Annotated in this window: 25 protein-coding genes; 10 read left to right on the forward strand and 15 right to left on the reverse strand. The window is 67.1% G+C overall.

Annotated elements, in window-relative coordinates:
• Positions 1–35 precede the first annotated feature (35 nt).
• A complete protein-coding gene (locus MXB90_RS01765) occupies positions 36–494 on the reverse strand; it encodes an Lrp/AsnC family transcriptional regulator (RefSeq protein ID WP_250040247.1) in 459 nt (152 codons plus the stop codon).
• Between the two features lie 143 nt (positions 495–637).
• Here MXB90_RS01765 and ald point away from each other — a divergent pair, with 143 nt between their 5' ends.
• Entirely contained in the window at positions 638–1756 is a 1119-nt protein-coding gene (ald, locus tag MXB90_RS01770; RefSeq protein ID WP_250040250.1) for an alanine dehydrogenase, read from the forward strand.
• A gap of 38 nt (positions 1757–1794) precedes the next feature.
• On the opposite strand, the gene mscL is transcribed toward ald, so the two are convergent.
• On the reverse strand, positions 1795–2217 hold the full coding sequence (gene mscL / locus MXB90_RS01775) for a large conductance mechanosensitive channel protein MscL (RefSeq protein ID WP_250040252.1): 423 nt from the start codon (positions 2215–2217) through the stop codon (positions 1795–1797).
• A 128-nt stretch (positions 2218–2345) separates the two neighbouring features.
• Here mscL and MXB90_RS01780 point away from each other — a divergent pair, with 128 nt between their 5' ends.
• Positions 2346–3041, forward strand: coding sequence for a glutathione S-transferase N-terminal domain-containing protein (locus MXB90_RS01780; RefSeq protein WP_250040254.1), 696 nt, complete (start codon positions 2346–2348; stop codon positions 3039–3041).
• A gap of 35 nt (positions 3042–3076) precedes the next feature.
• Here MXB90_RS01780 and pheT read toward each other — a convergent pair whose 3' ends face one another.
• The 7 genes from pheT to pyk form a co-directional block, all read right to left on the reverse strand.
• Positions 3077–5485: a phenylalanine--tRNA ligase subunit beta gene (gene pheT, locus MXB90_RS01785; protein WP_250040256.1), complete on the reverse strand. Its 2409-nt coding sequence runs from the start codon at positions 5483–5485 to the stop codon at positions 3077–3079.
• Positions 5482–5931, reverse strand: coding sequence for a YjcQ family protein (locus MXB90_RS01790; RefSeq protein ID WP_250040260.1), 450 nt, complete (start codon positions 5929–5931; stop codon positions 5482–5484). Before MXB90_RS01790 ends, pheT begins: the two co-directional genes overlap by 4 nt.
• Complete coding sequence (gene pheS / locus MXB90_RS01795) at positions 5928–7001, reverse strand: phenylalanine--tRNA ligase subunit alpha (RefSeq protein ID WP_462982196.1); 1074 nt, start codon at positions 6999–7001, stop codon at positions 5928–5930. The genes MXB90_RS01790 and pheS overlap by 4 nt, the downstream gene beginning before the upstream one ends.
• Positions 7002–7141: 140 nt before the next feature.
• Positions 7142–7501, reverse strand: coding sequence for a 50S ribosomal protein L20 (gene rplT / locus MXB90_RS01800; protein WP_250040264.1), 360 nt, complete (start codon positions 7499–7501; stop codon positions 7142–7144).
• 15 nt (positions 7502–7516) lie between these two features.
• A complete protein-coding gene (rpmI, locus tag MXB90_RS01805; RefSeq protein WP_250040266.1) occupies positions 7517–7717 on the reverse strand; it encodes a 50S ribosomal protein L35 in 201 nt (66 codons plus the stop codon).
• Between the two features lie 139 nt (positions 7718–7856).
• Positions 7857–8081, reverse strand: a complete 225-nt coding sequence (locus MXB90_RS01810) for a hypothetical protein (protein ID WP_250040268.1) — start codon at positions 8079–8081, stop codon at positions 7857–7859.
• Positions 8082–8114: 33 nt separating this feature from the next.
• Positions 8115–9560: a pyruvate kinase gene (pyk, locus tag MXB90_RS01815; RefSeq protein ID WP_250040270.1), complete on the reverse strand. Its 1446-nt coding sequence runs from the start codon at positions 9558–9560 to the stop codon at positions 8115–8117.
• 134 nt (positions 9561–9694) lie between these two features.
• On the opposite strand from pyk, the gene MXB90_RS01820 reads away from it, so the two are divergent.
• The 3 genes from MXB90_RS01820 (at position 9695) to MXB90_RS01830 (ending at position 11534) form a co-directional block, all read left to right on the forward strand.
• The gene (locus MXB90_RS01820) at positions 9695–10435 is read left to right on the forward strand and encodes an N-formylglutamate amidohydrolase (protein WP_250040272.1); all 741 of its coding nucleotides are present in this window, start codon (positions 9695–9697) and stop codon (positions 10433–10435) included.
• Positions 10436–10501: 66 nt separating this feature from the next.
• Entirely contained in the window at positions 10502–11140 is a 639-nt protein-coding gene (locus MXB90_RS01825) for a DUF5671 domain-containing protein (RefSeq protein ID WP_250040274.1), read from the forward strand.
• Positions 11130–11534, forward strand: coding sequence for a hypothetical protein (locus MXB90_RS01830; RefSeq protein WP_250040275.1), 405 nt, complete (start codon positions 11130–11132; stop codon positions 11532–11534). The genes MXB90_RS01825 and MXB90_RS01830 overlap by 11 nt, the downstream gene beginning before the upstream one ends.
• A 21-nt stretch (positions 11535–11555) precedes the next feature.
• Here MXB90_RS01830 and MXB90_RS01835 read toward each other — a convergent pair whose 3' ends face one another.
• Positions 11556–12419, reverse strand: coding sequence for a D-amino-acid transaminase (locus MXB90_RS01835; protein ID WP_250040276.1), 864 nt, complete (start codon positions 12417–12419; stop codon positions 11556–11558).
• Positions 12420–12486: 67 nt separating this feature from the next.
• Positions 12487–13449, reverse strand: coding sequence for an N-acetyl-D-Glu racemase DgcA (gene dgcA / locus MXB90_RS01840; RefSeq protein WP_250040277.1), 963 nt, complete (start codon positions 13447–13449; stop codon positions 12487–12489).
• Between the two features lie 198 nt (positions 13450–13647).
• Here dgcA and MXB90_RS01845 point away from each other — a divergent pair, with 198 nt between their 5' ends.
• The 4 genes from MXB90_RS01845 to MXB90_RS01860 all read left to right on the forward strand — a co-directional run bounded on the left by MXB90_RS01845 (position 13648) and on the right by MXB90_RS01860 (position 16673).
• The gene (locus MXB90_RS01845; protein ID WP_250040278.1) at positions 13648–14604 is read left to right on the forward strand and encodes an L-malyl-CoA/beta-methylmalyl-CoA lyase; all 957 of its coding nucleotides are present in this window, start codon (positions 13648–13650) and stop codon (positions 14602–14604) included.
• A gap of 236 nt (positions 14605–14840) precedes the next feature.
• On the forward strand, positions 14841–15272 hold the full coding sequence (locus MXB90_RS01850) for a hypothetical protein (protein ID WP_250040279.1): 432 nt from the start codon (positions 14841–14843) through the stop codon (positions 15270–15272).
• A gap of 127 nt (positions 15273–15399) precedes the next feature.
• Positions 15400–16362 carry an acetyl-CoA carboxylase carboxyltransferase subunit alpha gene (locus MXB90_RS01855; RefSeq protein ID WP_250040281.1) on the forward strand — a complete coding sequence of 321 codons (963 nt, stop codon included), beginning with the start codon at positions 15400–15402 and terminating at the stop codon, positions 16360–16362.
• Positions 16359–16673 (forward strand): DMT family transporter, encoded by a 315-nt coding sequence (locus MXB90_RS01860; RefSeq protein WP_250040284.1) that lies wholly within the window; start codon positions 16359–16361, stop codon positions 16671–16673. Before MXB90_RS01855 ends, MXB90_RS01860 begins: the two co-directional genes overlap by 4 nt.
• A gap of 14 nt (positions 16674–16687) precedes the next feature.
• Here MXB90_RS01860 and MXB90_RS01865 read toward each other — a convergent pair whose 3' ends face one another.
• Genes MXB90_RS01865 through MXB90_RS01875 form a run of 3 tightly spaced genes read right to left on the reverse strand, consistent with a single transcriptional unit; the run spans position 16688 to position 18983 of the window.
• Complete coding sequence (locus MXB90_RS01865) at positions 16688–17419, reverse strand: lysophospholipid acyltransferase family protein (RefSeq protein WP_250040286.1); 732 nt, start codon at positions 17417–17419, stop codon at positions 16688–16690.
• Positions 17416–18312 carry a cell division protein FtsX gene (locus MXB90_RS01870; protein WP_250040576.1) on the reverse strand — a complete coding sequence of 299 codons (897 nt, stop codon included), beginning with the start codon at positions 18310–18312 and terminating at the stop codon, positions 17416–17418. The genes MXB90_RS01865 and MXB90_RS01870 overlap by 4 nt, the downstream gene beginning before the upstream one ends.
• Positions 18312–18983, reverse strand: a complete 672-nt coding sequence (locus MXB90_RS01875) for a cell division ATP-binding protein FtsE (RefSeq protein ID WP_250040288.1) — start codon at positions 18981–18983, stop codon at positions 18312–18314. Before MXB90_RS01875 ends, MXB90_RS01870 begins: the two co-directional genes overlap by 1 nt.
• A gap of 98 nt (positions 18984–19081) precedes the next feature.
• Here MXB90_RS01875 and MXB90_RS01880 point away from each other — a divergent pair, with 98 nt between their 5' ends.
• The gene (locus MXB90_RS01880; protein WP_250040291.1) at positions 19082–20098 is read left to right on the forward strand and encodes a zinc-ribbon domain-containing protein; all 1017 of its coding nucleotides are present in this window, start codon (positions 19082–19084) and stop codon (positions 20096–20098) included.
• A 13-nt stretch (positions 20099–20111) separates the two neighbouring features.
• Here MXB90_RS01880 and MXB90_RS01885 read toward each other — a convergent pair whose 3' ends face one another.
• A complete protein-coding gene (locus MXB90_RS01885; protein WP_250040294.1) occupies positions 20112–22760 on the reverse strand; it encodes a TIGR02302 family protein in 2649 nt (882 codons plus the stop codon).
• Positions 22761–22789 lie beyond the last annotated feature (29 nt).

Consider the following 22789-nt stretch of genomic DNA (forward strand, 5'->3'; position numbering starts at 1 on the left):
TTAGCGCGCGTTTCCTAAGATGGGCCTAACGCCCGTCAGAGCGGCAGGGCCGTCGTCTTGAACACCGTTCGCAGCGCGAACGAACTTTGCATCTGCGCGACGCCCGGCAACCGCGCCAGATGGGCGCGATGGATGCGGGCGAAATCCTCGGTATCCTCGGCCACAACCTTCAGCAGGTAATCGGCAGACCCGGCCATCAGGTGGCATTCCAGGACATCGGGGATCTTGCGCACCTCACGCTCAAAGGCATCAAGAACCTCATCCGCCTGACCTGACAGCGTTATTTCGACAAACACCGTCGTGGGCCGGTTCAGCTTGCGCGCATCCAGCAGCGCCACATAATCGCGGATGTAGCCCTCTTCCTCCAGCCGTTGCACCCGGCGGTGGCAGGCCGAGGCGGACAGGTTCACGCGGTCCGCAAGATCGGCGTTCGATATGCGCCCGGCCTTTTGCAGCACGGCAAGAATGCGGCGGTCTGTCGCGTCAAGTTGCATGGTGGCGCAATTTTCTTCAGCGTTTCGTTGAAATTCAGGTAAGTTTTAACATTCAAGGCCGTGATGAAGCCAGCGAAATGCCGGGCCTTCCCGGCCGCACGCCATCATGACGGCCAGGAACACCGAAACGAGACGGAGCGAACATGAAAATCGGCTGCCCGAAAGAGATCAAGCCACAGGAGTTCCGCGTGGGTCTGACGCCGCATGCGGTCCGCGACGCGGTGGCGCGGGGCCATGAGGTGATGGTGCAAAGCGGTGCGGGCCTTGGCGCGGGCTTTGCGGATGCCGATTACATCGCCGCCGGGGCGCGCATCCTGCCCACCGCCGAGGCGATCTTTGCCGATGCGGACCTGGTGGTGAAGGTCAAGGAACCGCAGCCGGACGAACGGCGGCTGCTGCGCGCGGGGCAGGTTCTGTTCACCTATCTGCATCTGGCGCCCGATCCGGACCAGACCCGCGATCTGCTGGCCGCGGGCGTGACCTGCATCGCCTATGAAACGGTGACCGACCGGGCCGGGGGGCTGCCGCTGCTGGCGCCGATGTCCGAGGTCGCGGGGCGGTTGGCGCCGCAGGTCGGGGCCTGGGCACTGCAAAAGGCCAATGGCGGGCGCGGCGTTCTGCTGGGCGGTGTGCCGGGGGTTTTGCCGGCGCGGGTGCTGGTGATCGGCGGCGGCGTCGTGGGCACGCATGCGGCGCGCATTGCGGCCGGGATGGGTGCCGATGTGACGGTGCTGGACCGGTCCCTGCCGCGGCTGCGCCAGCTGGATGACCTTTATGGCCGCGAATTCCGCACCGGCTTTTCCAGCGCGGGGCTTATGGCCGAGCTGCTGGCGGAATCGGATCTGGTGATCGGTGCGGTGCTGATCCCCGGGGCCGCGACGCCCAGGCTTGTGACGCGCGCGATGCTTGCGACGATGCAGCCCGGCGCGGTTCTGGTGGATGTGGCGATCGATCAGGGCGGCTGCTTTGAAACCTCGCGCCCGACCACACATCAGGACCCGATCTATGAGGTGGACGGGATCGTGCATTACTGTGTCGGCAACATGCCCGGCGCGGTGGCGCGCAGTTCAACCCTGGCGCTGGGCAATGCCACCCTGCCCTTCCTGCTGGCCATTGCCGACAAGGGCTGGCGACAGGCCTGCGCCGATGATCCGCACCTTCTGGCGGGGCTGAACGTTCACGCAGGCCACATCACCCATCCGGCCGTGGCCGAGGCGCTGGGACTGCCCCACGTCAGCGCGCAAGAGGCGCTGGCGCTGTAAAGCCAACGGGGGCCCGGCCCTACGGCCGGGCCGTGCCCTTATTTCTTCAGCGCGTCGCGGATTTCCATCAGCACGTCCAGCTCGGTCGGGCCCGCAGGCGCGGCCGCGGCCTGCTCTTCCTTCTTGATCGCGGCGTCCTTGATGCGGTTCACCATCTTCACCAGCAAAAAGACCACGAAAGCGATGATCAGGAAGTTGATCACAGCGGTGATGAAGGCGCCATAGGCAAAGACCGGGGCCCCGGCTTCGCGCGCGGCGGCAAGGCTGGTGAAGTCGCCTTCGCCAAGGTTCACGAACAGGTTGGAAAAATCCATTCCGCCGGTGACCAGGCCGATGATCGGATTGATCAGATCCGACACAAGCGAGGTGACAATCGCCGTGAAGGCCGCGCCGATGATTATGCCGACAGCCATGTCCATGACATTGCCCTTGGCGATGAAATTCTTGAATTCGTTAATCATGTCTGCCCCCGAAATATACGCCCGCGTTCGGGCGCCTGTGTGCAGCCTAACATGCGCTGCGCGCAATTGCAGCTTTCAACAGGCGGAATTTTCAGGCTTTCTGACCCCAAACCTGTCAGGAGCCGCCGATGACCGATCTCTCCGCCTTCCCGATCACCCGCCGCTGGCCGCCCGTCACGCCCGGCGCGATCCAGCTCTATTCCCTGCCGACGCCAAACGGGGTCAAGGTGTCGATCATGCTGGAGGAACTGGGCCTGCCCTATGACCCGCATCTGGTGCGGTTCGACGCCAATGACCAGATGACGCCCGAATTCCTGTCGCTGAACCCCAACAACAAGATCCCCGCGATCATCGACCCTGACGGGCCGGGCGGCAAACCGCTGCCGTTGTTCGAAAGCGGCGCGATCCTGATCTATCTGGCGGAAAAAACCGGCCGGCTTCTGCCACAGCAAAACCGTTATGAAGTGCTACAGTGGCTGATGTTCCAGATGGGCGGGGTCGGGCCGATGTTCGGCCAGCTGGGCTTTTTCCATGCCTTCGCCGGGAAAGAGATTGAAGACCCCCGCCCCAAGGACCGCTACCGCGCCGAGGTAGCCCGCCTGCTAAAGGTGCTTGATGGCGCGCTGGCCGGGCGCGACTGGATCGCCGGGGACTATTCCATCGCCGATATAGCCATCTGCCCCTGGCTGCGGACGCTTCGCGATTTCTACAAGGCGGGCGACCTGGTCGGCTGGGACGATCTGCGCCATGTGCCGGCCTGGCTTGACCGGTTCCTGGCGCGGCCCGCGGTGCAACGCGGGCTGACCATTCCCAGTCGGGCTTGACGCAAAAGGCCCCCAATCGGGGGCCTTTTCTGGTATCAGCCGCGGAGCGTGCCGCCGGTGGCCTTGGTCACCTTTTCGACGATTTTGGCGGAAACCGCCTCGATCTCGGCATCGGTCAGGGTCTTGTCGCGCGGCTGCAGCCGTACCGTCAGCGCGATCGACTTCTTGCCCGCGCCCATCTGCGCCTCGGCCTTCTCGCCGGTGAACTGGTCAAACACGCGGACCGATTCAATCAGCACCTTGTCGGCCCCGGCAGCGGCATTCACCGCCGTCAGCGCCTCGACGCCCGCATCGACGACAAAGGCAAAGTCGCGGTCCACCGCCTGCAGGTCCGACAGCGCCAGCGCGGGGCGCGTGGGCATCTTGGCCTTCGGGAAGGGCACGTTTTCGGGCCAGATCGTGAAGGCGACCGCAGGCCCCTTCACGCCCATCTCGCGCAGGACGCGCGGATGCACCTCGCCGAACACGGCCAGCGCCTTCGGCCCAAGCGCCATCACCCCCGACCGGCCCGGATGCCACCAGCCGGCGGCCTTGCGGTTGACCTGCACCTTGGCGGGCGCGCCGATCGCGGCCAGCACCGCCTCGGCATCGGCCTTGGCGTCGAACACATCCACGGGGCGACGCGAGCCGTAGGGGTCGCGCGGCGCGGCATGGCCGACCAGAAGGCCCGCAGCCTGCAGGTGCTGATCCCCCGGCTCACCGCCGGTAAAGGCGGGACCGACCTCAAACAGGGCGAAATCGGCGAAACCGCGCGCCTGATTGCGCGCCGCGGCCTGCAACAGGCCGGGCAGCAGATCGGGACGCATATGGGTCATCTCGCTGCTGATCGGGTTGTCGATGCGCGTCGCATCCTGCCCGCCACCGAACAGCGCCGCGCTGGCGCCGTCGATGAAGGAATAGGTCACGCATTCATTATACCCCAGCGCCGCCAGCGTCCGCCGCGCCGCCTTTTCGCGCATCTGCATCGGCGTCAGGATCGGCCCCGGCACGCCCACGGTTTCGCGCGCCAGCGGCTTGCCCACCAGTTTCGTCAGCGAGGCGATGCGGGCCACTTCCTCGACCAGATCGGCCTCGCCCAGAACATCGGGACGCCAGCTGGGCGGGGTGGCCATGTCGCCGTTCAGCGCAAATCCCAGCGCCGCCAGCGTCGCGCGCTGTTCGGCCTCGGGGATGTCCATGCCGACCAGGCTGATCACGCGGGCCGGGTCCAGCCGGTAGGCGCGGGTGTTCGCGGGCACCACGCCATCAACCACCACATCGGACGCCTCGCCCCCGCACAGGTCCAGCACCATCTGCGTGGCCAGTTCCAGCCCCGGCAGGGTGAATTCCGGGTCCACGCCACGTTCGAACCGGTACCGCGCGTCGGAATTGATCTTCAGCGCGCGGCCCGTAGCGGCAATCGTGATCGGGTCCCAATAGGCGCTTTCCAGGAACACATCGACCGTGGTGTCAGAACAGCCCGACAGCTCGCCCCCCATGATCCCGGCCAGCGATTCCGGCTGTTCGTCATCGGAAATCAGCATCATGCCGTCGCGCAGCGCATAGGTCTTGCCGTCCAGCGCCAGCAACTCCTCGCCGCCTTTCGCGGGATGGATACGCAGGTTGCCCTTGACCTTGGCCGCGTCAAAAACGTGCAGCGGGCGGTTCAGGTCGAAGGTGAAGAAGTTGGTGATATCCACCAGCGCCGAGATCGGGCGCAACCCGATCGCCCGCAGCCGCTGTTGCAGCCAGTCGGGGCTGGGGCCGTTGGTCACGCCGCGGATCAGGCGGCCGGCAAAAATCGGGCAGCCCTTTTCCTTCAGGGCCGGGTCGATCTGCACCTTGATCGGGCTTTCAAACCCGCCCGGCACCGGTTCAATCGCCAGCGGTTTCAGCCGCCCAAGGCCGCGCGCCGCCAGATCGCGGGCGATGCCGCGCACACCCAGCGCATCGGGGCGGTTCGGGGTGATCTTGATGTGGATCATCGGGTCCACCGCCTCGGGGCGGTTTTCGGCCAGCCAGTCCACGAATTTCTGCCCGACATGGCCCGAGGGCAGTTCAATGATGCCGTTGTGTTCGTCCGACAGCTCCAGCTCGCGTTCCGAGGCCATCATGCCGTGGCTTTCCACGCCGCGGATCTTGCCCACGCCCAGCGTCACATCGATGCCCGGCACATAGTCGCCCGGCTTGCACAGCACGACCGTGATGCCCGCCCGCGCATTGGGCGCGCCGCAGACGATCTGCTTTTCGCCCTCATCCGTTTCCACGCGGCAGACGCGCAGCTTGTCGGCGTCGGGGTGCTGTTCGGCATGAACCACGCGGGCCAGCGTGAACGGCGCCAGCTTGGCGCCCGGGTTCACGACCTCTTCGACCTCAAGGCCAAGATCGGTGAGGGCTTCGGTGATCTCATCGAGGCTCGCCTCGGTGTCGAGATGGTCTTTCAGCCAGGAGAGGGTGAATTTCATTGGGGTGCTCCAATGTGAAATTTTTCGCATTGTCCTGCCATTGCGGACAACCAGTTCGGAAGCTTTGGACAGATCCAGGAAGGGGCTAAAACTTGCGTGAACAAGAACCAAACGCCGCCGATCAAAGTGGCTCCTATAGTCACGAGGCGAGCCTTGTTAGCCCCAATTGTCGCGAGAATTCCACGCTTCCCAGCTGTCGAAACTGCGGGCTTTTCAAGCTCAGCCAGCTCTTTCTGAAGCTGAGACAAGTATCTCTCACCAGAAGCTGTGATCCGATAACTAGCGCCCAGTGAATAGGTCACGCCCCTGATATATCCTGCTTCTCGTAAATCTTTCAGAATCAGAACGTCTCGCTCGTGCAGATCGTCAACCTCTACAAATTCACCATCACCAGAAGCGATGATCTCAAGCAGAGAGAGTTCAGCTTCGATCCGAGAAACAGTCACCTGCTAAGCCCCCCGAACACCGTCGGCATATCCAGCGCGGCAAAGCCGTAATGCCGCAGCCAACGCAGGTCGCTTTCGAAGAAGGCGCGCAGGTCGGGGATGCCGTATTTCAGCATCGCCAGACGGTCGATGCCCATGCCGAAGGCAAAGCCCTGCCACTCGGTCGGGTCGACGCCCGCGGATTCCAGCACCTTGGGGTGGACCATGCCAGAGCCCAGGATTTCCATCCAGCTATCGCCTTCGCCGATCTTCAGCTGGCCACCTTCCCAGGAACAGCGGATGTCGACCTCGGCCGAGGGTTCCGTAAAGGGGAAGTGGCTGGCGCGGAAGCGCAGTTCGACGTTTTCCACCTCAAAGAAGGCGCGGCAGAATTCCTCCAGCACCCATTTCAGGTTGGCCATGGAAATGTCCTTGCCGATCGCAAGCCCCTCAACCTGGTGGAACATCGGCGCGTGGGTCTGGTCCATGTCCATGCGGTAGACGCGGCCCGGCGCGATCACGCGGATCGGCGCGCCCTGCTTTTGCATCGCGCGGATCTGCACCGGGCTGGTGTGGGTGCGCAGCACATGCGGCGGGCGCGGGTCTTCGGCGTCGCGGTGCATGAAGAAGGTGTCGTGTTCCTGCCGCGCGGGGTGTTCGGGCGCGATGTTCAGCGCGTCGAAGTTATACCAGTCGCTTTCGACCTGGGGCCCCTCGGCCACGGCAAAGCCCATGTCGGCAAAGATCGCGGTGACTTCCTCCATCACCTGGGACACGGGATGGATGGTGCCGCGCGGGCGGGGGCGGCCCGGCAGGGTCACGTCCAGCCATTCGGTCGCCAGGCGGGCATCCAGCGCGGCATCGGCCAGCGCGGTCTTGCGCGCGCGCAGGGCGGCGTCGATTTCGTCCTTCAGGCGGTTCAACGCGGCGCCGGTGGTCTGGCGTTCCTCGGGCGTCATCTGGCCCAGTTCGCGCATCTTCAGGCTGATCTCGCCCTTCTTGCCAAGGGCGGCCAGGCGGATTTCCTCAAGGCTCGCCTCATCGGCGGCGGCGGCGATCTCATCCAGATATTTGGCCTTCAGAACATCCAGCGCGTCCATCGCGATCTCTCCTGCAAAGTCGCGCCCGTGCTAGCCAGAGGAACCCCCGATTGCAAGCATGGGCCAAAGAAAAACCCCGCGACTGGGCCAAGGCGCCAGCGCGGGGTTCAAATTGCATTCCCGGTCGGGAATTACGCCGCAGCCTTCGCCTTTTCGACGATGGCGCCAAACGCCTCGGGCTCATGGATGGCCAGGTCGGCCAGAACCTTGCGGTCGACCTCAATCCCGGCCTTGTCCAGCAGGTTGATGAAGCGCGAATAGGTCATTTCGGCGTCGAACGCGCGCACAGCGGCGTTGATCCGCTGGATCCACAGCGCGCGGAAGTTCCGCTTGCGCACCTTGCGGTCGCGGGTCGCGTACTGATTGGCCTTGTCGACGGCCTGGGTTGCGGTGCGGAAGTTGCGCGAGCGGGCCGAATAGTAGCCTTTCGCCTTCTTCAGAACCTTCTTGTGGGCGGCGTGGGTGACTTTCCCGGATTTAACGCGTGCCATTGTCCAGCCTCCAGATCAGCGGTTATAGGGCATGTATTTCTTGACGATCTTGGCATCGCAATCGGCCAGGACCATCGTGCCCGCGCTGTCGCGGATGAACTTCGTCGAGCGCTTGATCATGCCGTGGCGCTTGCCGGCCGCGCCGGACTTCACCTTGCCGGTGGCGGTGAAGGAAAACCGCTTCTTGGCCGCGGATTTGGTCTTCATCTTGGGCATTTCCATCTCCTCTTTCGAGTGGGTGTTTACGCGACTCGGCATGCCTCACCGGCCGGCCGCGCAGGCTCATAGAGCGGGCCTGATAGCCGGGCGCGCGGGGATTGGCAAGGGATAATCGGCGCGGGTCAGCACCGGGGCATCACCGCCAAAGGTCCGCCAGCACACGCGCGAAGACCACCGGGATCTGGGCGGCGGCATAGCCGCCTGGCCGCGTCAGCACCGCCAGCAGGATCATGCCCCCGCCGACCATGATGGCAATGGTGGCCGCCCGGGGCGGGCGGCTGTCGGCAAAGGCGGAAATGGCGGCGGGAATTGCCAGGGCGGCAATCAGAAATCCCATCACCAGAACGTGGTCGCTTGTCATCGCGCCCCTCTCCTACCGGACTGCAGGTTCAGCCTATTCCGGATCGGTGCGGAAAATCAATCGTTCGTCACAGGGCGCCACGCGCAGGATGTTGGTGGTGCCCGGCACGTTGAAGGGCACGCCGGCGGTGACAACGATCTGGTTGGTCTCATCGGCAAAGCCGAAATCGCGCGCCGAACGGGCGGCATTGACCACGGCCATCTTGAAGCGTTCCACCTCTTCACAGCGGATGTTGTGGGTGCCCCAGGTCAGGCACAACCGACGCAGCGTGGTCAGCAAGGGCGACAGCGCGATGATCGGCACGCGGGGGCGTTCGCGCGCGACAAGGCGCACGGTGCCGCCCGATTGGGTGTAGCAGCAGATCGCGGCGATATCGGTCGCCTCGGCAATCTCACGCGCGGCGGCGACGATGCCATCGGCGACGGTCTGGCGTTTGACGGTTCGGCTGGCCTCGATCACCTCGCGGAAGGTGGGGTCCCCCTCGACCGAGATCGCGGTGGCGTTCATCGTCGCCACCGCCTCGACCGGGTAGCGCCCGGCGGCGGATTCGGCCGACAGCATCACCGCATCGGCGCCCTCATAGATCGCGGTCGCTACGTCCGAGATTTCGGCGCGCGTCGGCATCGGGCTTTCGATCATGCTTTCCAGCATCTGGGTGGCCACGATCACCGGCTTGGCCGCGGCGCGGCAGGCGCGCACCAGCCGCTTCTGGATCGGGGGCACGGAATGGACGGGCAGTTCCACCCCCAGATCGCCGCGCGCCACCATGATCCCGTCGGAAACTTTCAGGATTTCGGCAAAGGCCTTCACTGCGGCGGGCTTTTCGATCTTGGACAGGATCGCGGCACGCCCGCGCGCCAGATCGCGCGCCTCGGTCACGTCTTCGGGGCGCTGCACGAACGACAGCGCCAGCCAGTCCACGCCCAGTTCGCAGGCAAATTCCAGATCGGCGCGGTCCTTGTCGGACAGCGCGGCCAGCGGCAGAACCACATCGGGGACGTTCACGCCCTTGCGGTTGGAAATCGTGCCGCCCGTGGTGACGGTGCAATCGGCGAAATCGGGGCCACAATCATCCACCCGCAGGCGGATCTTGCCGTCATTGACCAAAAGCGTCGCGCCGGGTTCAAGGGCGGCAAAGATTTCGGGATGCGGCAGGCAGACGCGGTGGCTTTCGCCCTCGGCCGGGTTCAGGTCAAAGCGGAACTTCGCCCCTTCCTCCAGATCGGCGGCACCGGCGGCAAAGGTGCCCACGCGCAGCTTGGGCCCCTGCAGGTCGGCCAGAATCGCGATCGGGCGGCCGGTATCGGCCTCGATCTGGCGGATGATGTCGTGGCGGGCCTTCTGTTCGGCATGGGTGCCGTGGCTCATGTTCAGGCGGAACACATCGGCCCCGGCCTCGAACAGGGCGCGGATGGTGTCGTAATCAGAGGAAGCGGGGCCCAAAGTGGCCACGATCTTGACGTTGCGAAGGCGTCTCATTCTGCCTTTGTCTCCGTTCGGTTTCTGTGCGTCGTGGGCCAGGGCAAGCTATGGCGCAAAATGTCCCGCAGGGCAACTGGCACTCCTTCCGCGGCTGGCGTAAATCCTGTCTGGGACAGGGGGACGACAGGGACATGACAGATCCGGCTTACGAAATTCTTGGCGCGGGGCGGGCGGGGCGCTGGCTGGTCACCTGCGATCATGCCACCAACCGGGTGCCGGCCTGGGTCGGGGACGGCACCTTGGGGATCGACGCGCAGGACATGGCGCGCCACATCGCCTATGACGTGGGCGCGGCGGGGCTGACGCGGGCGCTGGCCGAACGGCTGGATGCCCCCGCGATCCTGAGCAATTTTTCGCGTCTGGTGATCGACCCGAACCGGGGCGAGGATGACCCGACCCTGGTGATGCGGCTTTATGACGGCACCATCATCCCCGCCAATCGCCATGCCGACGCCCCCGAGGTCGAGCGCCGTCTGGCGCGGCTGTATCGCCCCTATCACGCCGCCTATGCCGATCTGGCGGGGCGGCGCGGCGATACGGTGATCTGCGCGGTGCACAGCTTTACGCCCTGTCTGCGCGGGCGCGCGCCACGGCCCTGGCAGGTGGGTGTGCTGTATTCGCATCGCGACACGCGGCTGGCGCTGCCGCTGATCGCGGCGCTGCGCGATCTTGGCCTGTGCGTGGGCGACAATGAACCCTACAGCGGCCATCTGGACGGCGATGCCATCGACCGCCACGCGCTGACCCCGGGCCGGCCCAATGTGCTGATCGAGGTCCGCAACGACCTGATCGCCACCCCCGCCGATCAGATCGCCTGGGCCGACCGCCTGGCCCCGGTGCTGGAACAGGTGCTGGCCGCGACCGGGCTGTGACGCCCGCTTGACCGCCGCCACCGCCCGGGCCTAGCCTTGGCCAAAGCCCGCCCGACCGGAGGCCCCATGCGCAACGCCGACCACCTTGCCGCCTTCGTGCGCGATGCCCTGATCGCTGGCCGCCCCCGCCCCGAGATCGAGGCCGCGCTGCGCACCGCAGGCTGGACCCCGGCCGAGATATCCGAGGCGATGCAGGCCTGGGCCGAAGGCACCTTTCTGCCGCCGGTGCCGCGCCCGCGCCCCTATGTCTCGGCGCGCGAGGCCTTTGTCTACGGGCTGATGTTTGTGGCGCTGGCGATGACCGCCTGGCACCTGACGGCGCTGTCCTTCATGCTGATCGACCGCTGGCTGCCCGAACCGGGGCAACCCGATTGGGCGGCCTATCAGCTGGGCGGGATGCGCTGGTCGATCGCCACGCTGGCCGTCTTTGCCCCGCTGTTTTTATGGCTGAACGCGCGCATCCTGCGCGACACCCGCACCGACCCCGGCAAGCGCCGGTCAACCGTGCGCAAATGGGTGGGGCAAATCACGCTGTTCCTGGCCGCGATCGCGCTTCTGGGCGATCTGATCACGGTGATCCACGCCATGCTCAGCGGCGATCTGACCCTGCGGTTCGTGCTGAAGGCGGGGGTGGTGGGCCTGGTGGCGGGCGCGATCTTCCTGGTCTTCCGGCAGGAAACACGGGGCGATGGCGATGCGCGCTGACCAGCTGCCGCCAATCCTGATCGGCGTCGCCGTTGCGGCGGCGATCGGGCTGGGCCTGATGGTCACCGGGGGGCCGGGCACGGGGCGGATGGAAAAACGTAACGCCCGGCGCCTGGCGGATCTGGCCGCGCTTGGCGATTATGTCATCTGCCTGGCCGATGCCGCCGACCACCGCCTGCCCGAGGCCCTGACCCGTTCGGATGCCTGCCGCCAGGACACCCCGTTCGAAGACCCCTTCACCGGCGCGCCCTATCGCTATGAACGCGCCAGCGACACCAGCTTTCGCCTTTGCGCAGGGTTTGAACGGCCCGCGCTGATCCCCGATGCACAAATGAATGAGGGGCGCTTTGAACGCCCCTCGGGTTGTCTGATCTATCGCTATCCCCGGCCCTGAGACGGGCCAGACCGCCGCCCTTCAGACCGCCGCCTTGCGGCTTTCCTCCAGGTAGATCTCGCGCAGGCGGGTCGCCACCGGGCCGGGCACACCCGCGCCGATCCGGGCCCCGTCCAGTTCGACCACCGGCATCACGAAAGCCGAGGCCGAGGTGATGAAGGCCTCATCCGCCGCCTTTGCCTCGGCCACGGTAAAGGACCGTTCTTCCACCTCCATCTGCGCCTCGGCGGCATAGCGCAGCACGGCGGCGCGGGTGATCCCGTGCAGGATGTCGTTGGACAGCTGACGGGTGATGATCTTGTTGCCCGTCACGATATAGGCGTTGTTCGATGTGCCCTCGGTCACCAGCCCATCCTCGACGAACCAGGCATCATCCACCCCGGCCTTCTTCGCCATCATCTTGCCCATCGACGGATACAGCAGCTGCACCGTCTTGATGTCGCGCCGACCCCAGCGGATGTCGTCGATGCTGATCACCTTCAGCCCGGTGCGCGCCTGCGGATTGTCGGCCAAACCCGGCTTGGACTGGGTGAACAGCACCACCGTCGGCTTGGTCTTTGCCGGATCGGGGAAGGCAAAGTCGCGGTCGCCCGGATTGCCGCGGGTGACCTGCAGATAGACCAGACCGTCGGTGATGGCGTTGCGCGCCACCATCTCGCGGTGCACGGCCAGCCAGTCGGCATCGCTCAGCGGGTTCTCGATCTCCAGCTCGGACAGCGACCGGGCCAGCCGCTTCAGGTGGCCGGCAAAGTCGATCAGCTTGCCATCCAGAACCGAGGTCACCTCATAGACGCCATCGGCCATCAGGAAGCCGCGGTCAAAGACCGACACATGGGCCTCCGCCTCGGGAACATAGGCGCCATTCACATAGACAGTCCGGCTCATCACGGCCTCCTCGGGTGGGATCAGGTTGCCTCGCTTTTGATCCTCGGGCCCGTGGGCGTCAAGCCCCTCAGCCCCACAGCGCCGCCTCGGGCGGATGCACCCCTTGCGCGTCGTAATGCAGCGGATGGGCGCGATCCTCGGCCAGCAGCAACGGCCCGTCCAGATCGACGATCCCCGCCCCCTGCCCCACCAGAACCGCCGGCGCCATTGCAAGGCTAGACCCCACCATGCAGCCAACCATCACGCCATAGCCCTCAACCCGCGCCAGATCGCGCAGCGCAAGCGCCTCGGTCAGGCCGCCGGTCTTGTCCAGCTTGATGTTCACAATGTCATACTTGCCCGCCAGATGATCCAGGCTGGCGCGGTCATGACAGCTTTCATCGGCACAGACCGGCAGCGGGCGGGCGATTTCGGCCAGCATCTCATCGGCACCGGCAGACAGCGGCTGTTCCACCATCGCCACGCCCAGACGCACCAGATGCGGGGCCAGATGGGCATAGACATCGGCGGTCCAGCCCTCATTCGCATCGACGATGATGCGCGCGCGGGGGGCGCCTGCGCGCACCGCCTCCAGCCGGGGCATGTCATCGGGCGTGCCCAGCTTGATCTTCAGGATGGGACGATGCGCATGACGCGCGGCGGCGGCACGCATCCGTTCGGGCGTGTCCAGCGACAGGGTATAGGCGGTGACCAATGGTCCCGGCACAGGCAGCCCCGACAGATCCCAGACCCGCTTGCCCGCGGCCTTCGCCTCCAGATCCCACAGGGCGCAATCCACCGCATTGCGCGCCGCACCGGGCGGCAAGGCATCCTGCAGCGCGGCGCGGCTGATCCCCTCGGGCAGCCCCTCGATCTGGGCCGCCACGCTGTCCAGGCTTTCGCCATAGCGGGCATAGGGCACACATTCACCCCGCCCCTCATGCCCACCCCGCGCGACCCGCACCGTCAGCACCCGCGCCTCGGTCCGCGCCCCGCGCGAGATGGTGAACACCTCGGCCAAACGGAACACATCCGCAGTCACCGAAATCATCCGCGCCCCCTTCGGCTTTGCCCAAATATCCCCGCCGGAGGCTTCCGCACCCCCCACCGGCACAGCCTGTCAGAGGATGCCCGACAGGTCCACCGGCACCACCACTTTCTGCGCCTGCGAAAGGGTGCTTGAAACCGTTGGCGCAATAATCTATCCCACCGGCAGCAAAAACCGAAACATCCTTGCGAAAGGCCCGCCATGAGCTTCCGCGTCCAGCCCGCTGCCCCCGCCCGTCCCAACCGCTGCCAGTTGTTCGGCCCCGGTTCGCGCCCCGCGCTGTTCGAGAAGATGGCGAAATCGGCCGCCGACGTGATCAACCTCGACCTGGAAGATTCGGTGGCCCCCGACGACAAGGCACAGGCCCGCGCGAACATCATCCAGGCCAGCCATGACATCGACTGGGGCAACAAGTATCTGTCGGTCCGCATCAACGGGCTGGATACCCCCTACTGGTATCGCGATGTGGTGGACCTGCTGGAACAGGGCTCTGAACGCATTGACCAGATCATGATCCCCAAGGTCGGTTGTGCCGCCGATGTCTATGCCGTCGACGCACTGGTCACCGCGGTTGAGGCCGCCAAGGGCCGCAAGAAGCGCATCAGCCTTGAGGTGATCATCGAATCCGCCGCCGGCATCGCCCATGTCGAGGAAATCGCGGCCGCGTCCCCGCGCCTTCAGGCCATGAGCCTGGGGGCGGCGGATTTCGCCGCCTCGATGGGCATGGCCACCACCGGTATCGGCGGCACGCAGGAAAACTACTACATGCTGCGCGAAGGCGCGAAATACTGGTCGGACCCGTGGCACTGGGCGCAGGCCGCCATCGTCGCCGCCTGCCGCACGCATGGCATCCTGCCGGTCGATGGCCCGTTCGGCGACTTTTCCGATGACGAAGGCTTCCGCGCGCAGGCGCTGCGTTCGGCCACGCTGGGCATGGTCGGCAAATGGGCGATCCACCCGAAACAGGTGGCCCTGGCCAATGAGGTCTTCACCCCGTCCGAGGCCGCCGTGGCCGAGGCCCGCGAAATCCTGGCCGCGATGGAAAAAGCCAAGGCCGAGGGCCTGGGCGCCACCACTTACAAAGGCCGCCTGGTTGACATAGCGTCCATTCGTCAGGCAGAAGTGATCGTGCGACAGGCAGAGATGATCGCCGGTTAAGAAGATTGCGAATCCCGGAGCGGCAGGGAGGGGAGGCCCGGCCAGCATGAGGGAACAGGAACGCCCCGACCCGCCGGTCGGGGCGTTTCCGTTTTTGCCCCCGTCCCCACACGCGCGCCCTGTCCCGCACCCGGACACCATGCCGCATGGTCAAGGCCCGACCCGCAGACCACTTTGGCCGCGCGGCGCGGGGCGTTTCGCGCGGCGTTCATTCACACTGCTTTTTGGGTCTTGCGATGAGAACAAAGCTTCTTCCGATCGTCCTTGCCGCCTGCCTGACCGCAGGCGCGGCCGCCGCCCAGATGGCGCCGTCGAATCCCGCCGAAACCGGCCTGGCCACGCCGATCGTCGCGCTGACCGGGGTGTTGTCGAAAAACGCGGATGCCCTGGGCCTGGATGAGCCACAGCGCGCCGCGGTCAAGGACTGGGTCGCGACCATGCCCGCCAAACGCAAGGCGGTTGAGGATGAAACCGTCGCGCTGCGCACCGAATTGCGTGCCGCGATCGCAGCCGGCGCCCCGCGCGAGGAACGCCAGGCCCTGGCCGAACGGATCGGCGCCAATGAAACCCGGCTGATGATGATGCGCTCGGACTGCGCAGACAACTGGCGCACCGTCCTGTCGGCCGATCAGTTCGCCAAGCTGCTGGCGCTTGCCGGCGTCCAGTAACCGCCCCTTCCCAACCGGCGCGCGCGGCACCATCCGCGCGCCCGGAACCTGCCCAGCCACCCGGCGCTCAGTTGCAATTCCACCGCCGGGGCTTCATATAGGCCGGGTTATGCAACGGAGGGATCCGATGACCACCTATCTCGAGTTCGAAAAGCCCCTGGCCGAAATCGAAGGCAAGGCCGAAGAGCTGCGGGCGCTGGCGCGCAAGAACGAGGAGATGGACGTCGAGAAAGAGGCCGCCGCGCTGGACCGCAAGGCCGAGCAGCTGCTGGCCGACCTCTACAAGGATCTGTCGCCCTGGCGCAAATGCCAGGTGGCCCGCCACCCCGACCGGCCCCATTGCAAGGATTACATCGAGGGGCTGTTCACCGAATACACGCCGCTGGCGGGTGATCGCAACTTTGCCGATGACCATGCGGTGATGGGCGGGCTGGCCCGGTTCAACGACATGCCCGTGATGGTGATCGGGCATGAAAAGGGCCATGACACCGCCAGCCGCATCACCCGCAATTTCGGCATGGCCCGGCCCGAAGGCTATCGCAAGGCGATCCGGCTGATGGACATGGCGCACCGTTTCGGCCTGCCGGTGGTGACGCTGATCGACACGCCCGGCGCCTACCCCGGCAAGGGCGCCGAAGAACGCGGCCAGTCCGAGGCGATCGCCCGGTCCACGCAGAAATGCCTTGGCATCGGCGTGCCGCTGGTGTCGGTCATCATCGGCGAGGGCGGATCCGGCGGGGCGGTGGCCTTTGCCACGGCCGACCGGATCGCCATGCTGGAACATTCCGTCTATTCGGTGATTTCGCCCGAGGGCTGCGCCTCGATCCTGTGGAAGGATTCCGAAAAGATGCGCGAGGCCGCCGAGGCACTGCGCCTGACCGCGCAAGACCTCAAGAAGCTGGGCGTGATCGACAGCATCATCAAGGAACCCGTGGGTGGCGCGCAACGCGGGCGCGAGGCGGCAATTGCCGCCGTGGGCGCGGAAATCGCGGCGATGCTGGATGCGCTGAAAGGCAAGAAACCGGCCGAACTGATCAAGGACCGCCGCCGCAAGTTCCTGGACATGGGGTCCAAGGGCCTGGCTGCATGAGCCCTTGGGCACTGGTGCTGATCGCTGGATTTCTGGAAACCGCCTGGGCGCTGGGGCTGAAATATTCCGAAGGCTTCACCCGCCCGATCCCGTCGGCGCTGACGATTCTGGGCGCCTTGGCAAGTTTCTGGCTGCTCAGCCTGGCGATGAAATCGCTGCCGGTGGGCACGGCCTATGCGGTCTGGGTGGGCATCGGCGCGGTGGGCACCGCGCTGGCGGCGGTTATTTTGCTGGATGAACCCTTCACGCCGCTGCGCCTGGCCGGCATCGCGGCCATCGTCGGCGGCATCGTCACGCTGAAATTCGCCTGACGCGCTAGTGCGACCTAGCGGCCAAAGCCCGCCTCGGCCATCAGCCGGTCCGAGGCGGTTTCCACCGCTTCCTCCAGCCGGGTCATGAATTCCTGGGTATCGACACCGGGATGGATCGTAGGCAGGAATTCCACCACCGCCAGTCCGGGTTTGCGATACATCGACCGACGCGGCCAGAACACGCCGACATTCGTGGCCACCGGCACGCAGGGCTGGCCCAGATCGCGGTAGAGCGCCGCCGTGCCCACCTTGTAGGGCACCTTGGCGCCGGGCGCGACACGCGTGCCTTGGGAAAAGATGATCAGCTGGCCGCCCTTGTGGCGCCCGCCATTCGCCTCGGCCAGCATCGCGCGGATCGCGGCGCCGCGCTTGCCCCGGTCCACCGGGATGCAGCCGATCAACCATGCATACCAACCCACGAAGGGCGCCCAGACCAGTTCCTTCTTCATGATGAAGCGGCCCTGCGGCACGGCGCGGAAGATCAGCAGGATGTCTAGAAAGCTTTGATGCTTGGCCGCGATCAGCACATCGCCTGTGGGCGGGGTGCCGCGCACCTCGGACCGCAGGCCGATCATCCAGCGCGCGGTGAACACGACCCAGTGGCAATAGGTCTGGCAGACCCAGATCGCCCCGGCGCGGCCGCCCAGAATGGCCACCGGCAGCAGGCCCACCGCGATCACCGCCAGCATCACATACATCTGCACGATGAACAGGACCGAACGGACATATTGCAGCGCGTGGCTCATCTGATCCCCCTCAACATGCGCAGCGCGGCGGCGCGCGTCGCGGCAAAGGCCACCGCCGCGGCCATCGGCGGTATCATCATCGGCCACAGCCAGCCGGCGCCTTCGAACCCCAGCCCGGTCAGGAAGCCGCCCGCCGCATCCGCCTCGGGCAGCAGCGCCACGGCGATCATGCCCAGCACCGTGCCCAGCGCCGCACCCGACAGCCCGCGCAACGTGAATCGGCGCACGAAGGCCCGCGCGATATAGCTGTCGCGCGCGCCGACCAGCCGCAGCACGCGGATCACCTGGCCATTGGCGGCCAGCGCGGCCTGCGCGGCCAGCGTGATCATGCCCGCCGTCGCCCCACCGATCAGCACCAGCGAGATCAGGCCCAGAAACCGCAACCGTTCCGCCGCCGATACCAGTGGGCGGCGCCAGCGGGTGTGATCGTCCAGCACCGCGCCGGGCGCCTCGGCGGCAAGGCGCAGGCGCAGGCCTTCGCCGTCCACACCCTCGGCGGTTTCGGTCAGCGCGATCAGCTGCGGCAGGGGCAGCGTCTCGACCGGCAGGTCGGGGCCGAACCAGGGGTCCAGTAGGGCGCGCATCTCATCCTCGTCCAGCGCGCGGTAATCGGCAATGCCGGGCGTCGTGGCCAGCACCTCAAGCACCGCGCGGGTCTGGGTCGGCATCTGATCGACCGGGGCCGAGATGCGAATGGTGGCCGACCGCGCCAGCGCATCCGACCAGCGATCCGCCAGCCGCCCCGTCGCCAGCGCCAGCGCCAGCGCAAAAACCGCCAGAAACGCCATCGCCGCCGCCGACAGCACCGTCAGCCAGGCGGTGTGCCCGGTCGGCGGCACCACCCGGTCAACGCCGCGCCCGTCCGCGCGGATCAAGGCCAGAACCGCCCGCATCACAGATCTGCCCCCGCCAGTTGCAGCCGCCGGTTGGCGATCCGCAGCACCCGCGCGGATACCTGCTGTTTCGCGGCGCGGATCAGGTTCAGGTCATGCGTCGCGATCAGCACGGTCTTGCCCATCCGGTTCAACTCGACCAGCAGCGTCAAAAGCCGCAGCGACATGTCCCAATCCAGGTTGCCGGTCGGCTCATCCGCCAGCAGCACATCGGGCGACATGATCACCGCCCGCGCCAATGCCGCGCGCTGACGTTCGCCCCCCGACAACTGCGGCGGCAGCGCATCGGCCTGCGCCTTCAGCCCGACCCAGCCCAAAAGCTCCATCAACTCACGCGCATCCAGCGGGCGGCGCGCCACGGTCAGCGGCAGGGCCACGTTTTCCGCCACCGAAAGGTGATCCAGGAACTGGCAATCCTGATGCACCACGCCGATCCGCCCGCGCAGCGCGGCGATGTCATCGCGCCCCATCGTGCGCACATCGCGCCCCATGAAGGACACATGCCCCGCCGAGGGCATCAGTTCAGCATAGCACAGCTTGAGCAGCGTGGTCTTGCCCGCGCCCGACGGCCCGGTCAGGAAATGGAACGAACCCGGCGCAAGTTTCAACGAGATCTCGGAAAACAGATCCCCGCCGCCATAGCTCATCGCGACATTCTGCAGCTCGATCACCGGCCAATCCCTGTTCTGATCCCGCATCGCCCCCGGCAACGCCGGCACGCAAATGCTTGGATAACGCCTCGGCGCTTGCTACAACATGCGCAGGCAGATTGCCAGAAGAGCAAGAACGATCCGAGCAGGGTGAGGGCGCGATGCGGCTGACATGTCCGAACTGCCAGGCGCAGTACGAAGTGGATGACAGCGTCATCCCCGATGGCGGGCGCGATGTGCAGTGTTCGAACTGCGGGCACACCTGGTTTCAGACCGGCAAGGCCAGCGCCGCCGCACCGGCCCCGCAGGCAACACCGGCCCCCCAGGAAACGCCGCAAGACGAAGACGCGATTGCCGCCGCCGTGGCCGCCAGCCTGCGCCCCCAAGATCCCGCCCCGCAGGCGCAGGCCCCCGCCGATGACGACGCAGACGATAGCGACGTGGCCGAAGATGATGAGGCAGGGGCGGACCTGAGCCCCGCCCCCGCACCGGGGGCAACACCGCGCCGGGCGCTCGATTCCAACCTTCTGGCAATCCTGCGCGAAGAAGCCGCGCGCGAGGCCGAGGCGCGCCGCGCCGAAGGCACGGCGCTGGAAATGCAGCCCGATCTGGGCCTGGAAGACGCCCCCATCCATGCTGCCGCCCCCGCCGACCGGGACCCCGCAGGCGATGCCATCGCCCGCGCGGTGGCACAGCGGCGCGGGCAGCGCGGCGATGCCCCCGCGCCCGAAGGCGACCGCGTGGCGCAGCTGATGGGCGCCACCGAAGCCCCCGAGGACGAGGTGGGCGAAGACCCCGCCCCCGTCGCCCCCCGGCGCGAGCTTTTGCCCGATGTCGAGGAAATCAGCTCATCGCTGCGGGCGACGTCAGACCGGGTGGGGGAACCCGCGGCGATCGACGCGCCGCAGATGATCGCGCGTCAGCGGTCGGGCTTTCGGCTGGGGTTTTTCACGGCGGTGCTGATCGCGGTGGCGGCGCTGTGGGTCTATGCCTTCGCGCCCCGGATCGGCGGCGCGGTGCCGGCGCTGGCGCCCGCGCTGGACGGTTATGTCACCCAGGTGGATCGCGGGCGCATCTGGCTGGACCAGCGCCTGCGCGACATGACCGAGGCCCTGCAGGCCCAGACCGGCGGCTGACCGCCACGCGCGGTCAGAACCGGTCCAGCAGGCGGCGCAGGTAATCCAGTTCCTCGTCCGAGCGCAGCCTTTCGCCGGACCGGCGGCGGATTTCGTCCAGCAGATCGCGCGCCCGGCGATAGACATCTTCACCGCCCAGCATCGGATCATCGGTGCCGATGCGCCCGCCCTCGCCCAGCGTCCGGCCCAGCGGGTCGCGCGGCAAGTCGCGGCCCTGCCCGCTTCCCGCCTGGCCCAGTCGCTGTTCGCCCTGCTGGCCTTGTTGGCGCCCTTCTTCCTGGGCCAGCGCCTCGCCCAGGGACCGCATCCCCTCGCGCAGCGCCTCGATCGCATCGGCCTGCCGGTCAATGGCGGTGCCGTTGTCACCCCGCCGCAGCGCCTCTTCGGCCTGTTCCATCGCGCGGCCAGCATCATTCAGACGCTGGCGCGCGGCATCGCCCGCCTCATTGCCGAGGCGCGGCAAAAGCCCTTCCTGGCGGCCCAGTTCCTGGCGCAGCGCGCGCTGGCGTTCGGCCAGCGAGCGGCCCTGATCGCCCGCGCCCTCATCCGTGCCTTCGCCGCCCTGCTGGCCCGGCTGGCCCTGTTCGCCCGTCTGCCCGCCCCCCGGCTGCCTGTCCTGGGATTGGCCCTCCTGCGGGGGGCCACCTGAGTCCTGGCCCTGACCGGGCTGCGGCTGGCCCTGCTGGCCGTCCTGCTGACCCGGCCCCTGCTGCATTTCGCGGAAGGCCTCGTCGGACAGTTGTTGCTGTTCACGCAGCGTTTCGCCCAGATCGCGCATCGCCTGCCCGCCGGGCATGTCACCCTCGCCGCCCTGCCCCTGCCGGACCTGCAGATTTTCCAGCATCCGCGACAGCTGATCCAGAAGTTCCTGCGCCTCGGCCATGCGGCCTTCCTCCATCAGGCGCTGGATTTCATCCATCATCTGCTGGATCTGGTCGCCGGTGATCTGCTGGCTTTCAGGCTGGCGGCCGAATTGCGGGCCATCTTCCTGCGGGGCCTGTTCGGCCAACATGCGCAGGTAATTATCGGTCGCCTCTTTCAGTTCCTGCATCAGCTTGGCGATTTCATCGGGCGAGGCGCCATTGCGGATCGCCTCGGACAGGCGTTCCTGCGCCTGGCGCATCGCCTCCAGCGCGTCGGCCAGCCCGCCATCTTCCAGCAATTCGGCCAGCTGCCACAGCGCCTCGGCCAGTTCGTCGCGCGTGGGGTCATCCAGCGTGCCCTGATCCAGCGCCGCATCCAACCGCCGGATCGCCACCTGCAGCATCAGCCGGGCATCGTCGCGCCTGATGAACCCGTCAGGGCGGTGCGCCACGGCGCGCAGCCATTGTTCCACGCGCGGGCCATTGTCGCGCGACCACAACAGATCGCGCCGCGCCTCGATCAGCGCCGCGGCCAGCGGATCGAAGAAGCGCCGGCCCGGCAATTCCATCACCTGTTCCGTGCTTTGCCCGGTCTGGGCGCGGCCATCTTCAACCTCCAGCGTCAGCTTGACGGGCAGGTTGGCCCAGGGGTGGCGGGCGGCATCCTCGACCAAGGATTCGGTGAAATCGGCGCGGCTGCCGGTGATCGGCAGGGGCAGGTCAAAGACCAGATCCTCACGCGGCTCGGGCGGCAGGGCCAGGCCATAGCGGCGCGGCACGACGGCCAGATCCAGCGTGATGCGCGCCTGACCGCCGGTCACGCCGTAATCGTCGAGGGCGCGAAAGGGCTGTTGCAGGCGGCCATCGGCGCGCCGGGTCGCAAGCGCCGTCACCTCAACCGCGGGGGCGGCATCGGGCTGGATGGTGATCTGGAATTCGCGCCCACCCGGCCCGGTAATCGCGATCAGCCCCGATCGCACCGCCTCAAGGTCGCGGCGGCCGGGGTCGGCCTGCCCCTGCTGCGGCAACGCCGCGGGGTTCGAAACCGTTTCGCTGAAGCCAATCGTATCAAGCGGGCCGTAGAACCGGAACGACAGGCGCGTGCCTTCGGGCAGCGCCAGCGTGTCGGCGGTGATCGCGTTCAGGTATAGCCCCGGCTTGCCGGTATAGCGCGGCGGCTCGGCCCAGCCTTCCCAGGCGGCGCCCATTGCGGCCTCGGCCGGGCCGGGCGCGCCGGTGGCCACGGACATCAGGTCGCCCACCCGCGCGGGGGCGCCAAAGATCAGCGCCACCACCAGCGCGGTCAGCGCGCTGAGCCGCAGGGCAAAGGGGTCGCGGCGGGCCAGGTCGGGGGCGGGCGGCACCGGGCGGGCGGCTGCGGCGCGGGCCGCCATGCGCGCCTGATGCGCCGCCCAAAGCGCGCGGGCGGCCGGATCGGCCCCGCCCAGCGCCATCCGGTCGGTCAGCGCGGCGATGGGGCGGCCCGGCAATGTGGCATCCAGCCGCGCCACCGCCTCGGCCCGGGAAGGCCAGCGGAACCGCCACAGGCCCCAGCCCAGGCTTGCCAGACCCCCCAGCGCCAGCACCGCCGCCGCGGCCTGAACCGTGCGCGCACCCGCCAGATCCTGCGCGCCAAAGGCCAGCGCCGCCAGCGTCAGCGCCAGCAGCGACAGCGCGGGCCAGAAGGCGCGAAGGGCGCGTTCGACCACCATCCCGACCCGCGTCAGCGCGATCGGCCGGGCCAGGGGTTTCAACGCCGCGGCCGTCGGTTCGGGGTGGCGGGGGCTGTGTGCTGCCATATCTCCCTGCGGGCTATCGGGGCGGATTC

The sequence above is a fragment of the Phaeovulum molybdatiresistens genome, from assembly GCF_023544865.1.
In the GTDB taxonomy this organism is placed as follows: domain Bacteria; phylum Pseudomonadota; class Alphaproteobacteria; order Rhodobacterales; family Rhodobacteraceae; genus Pontitalea.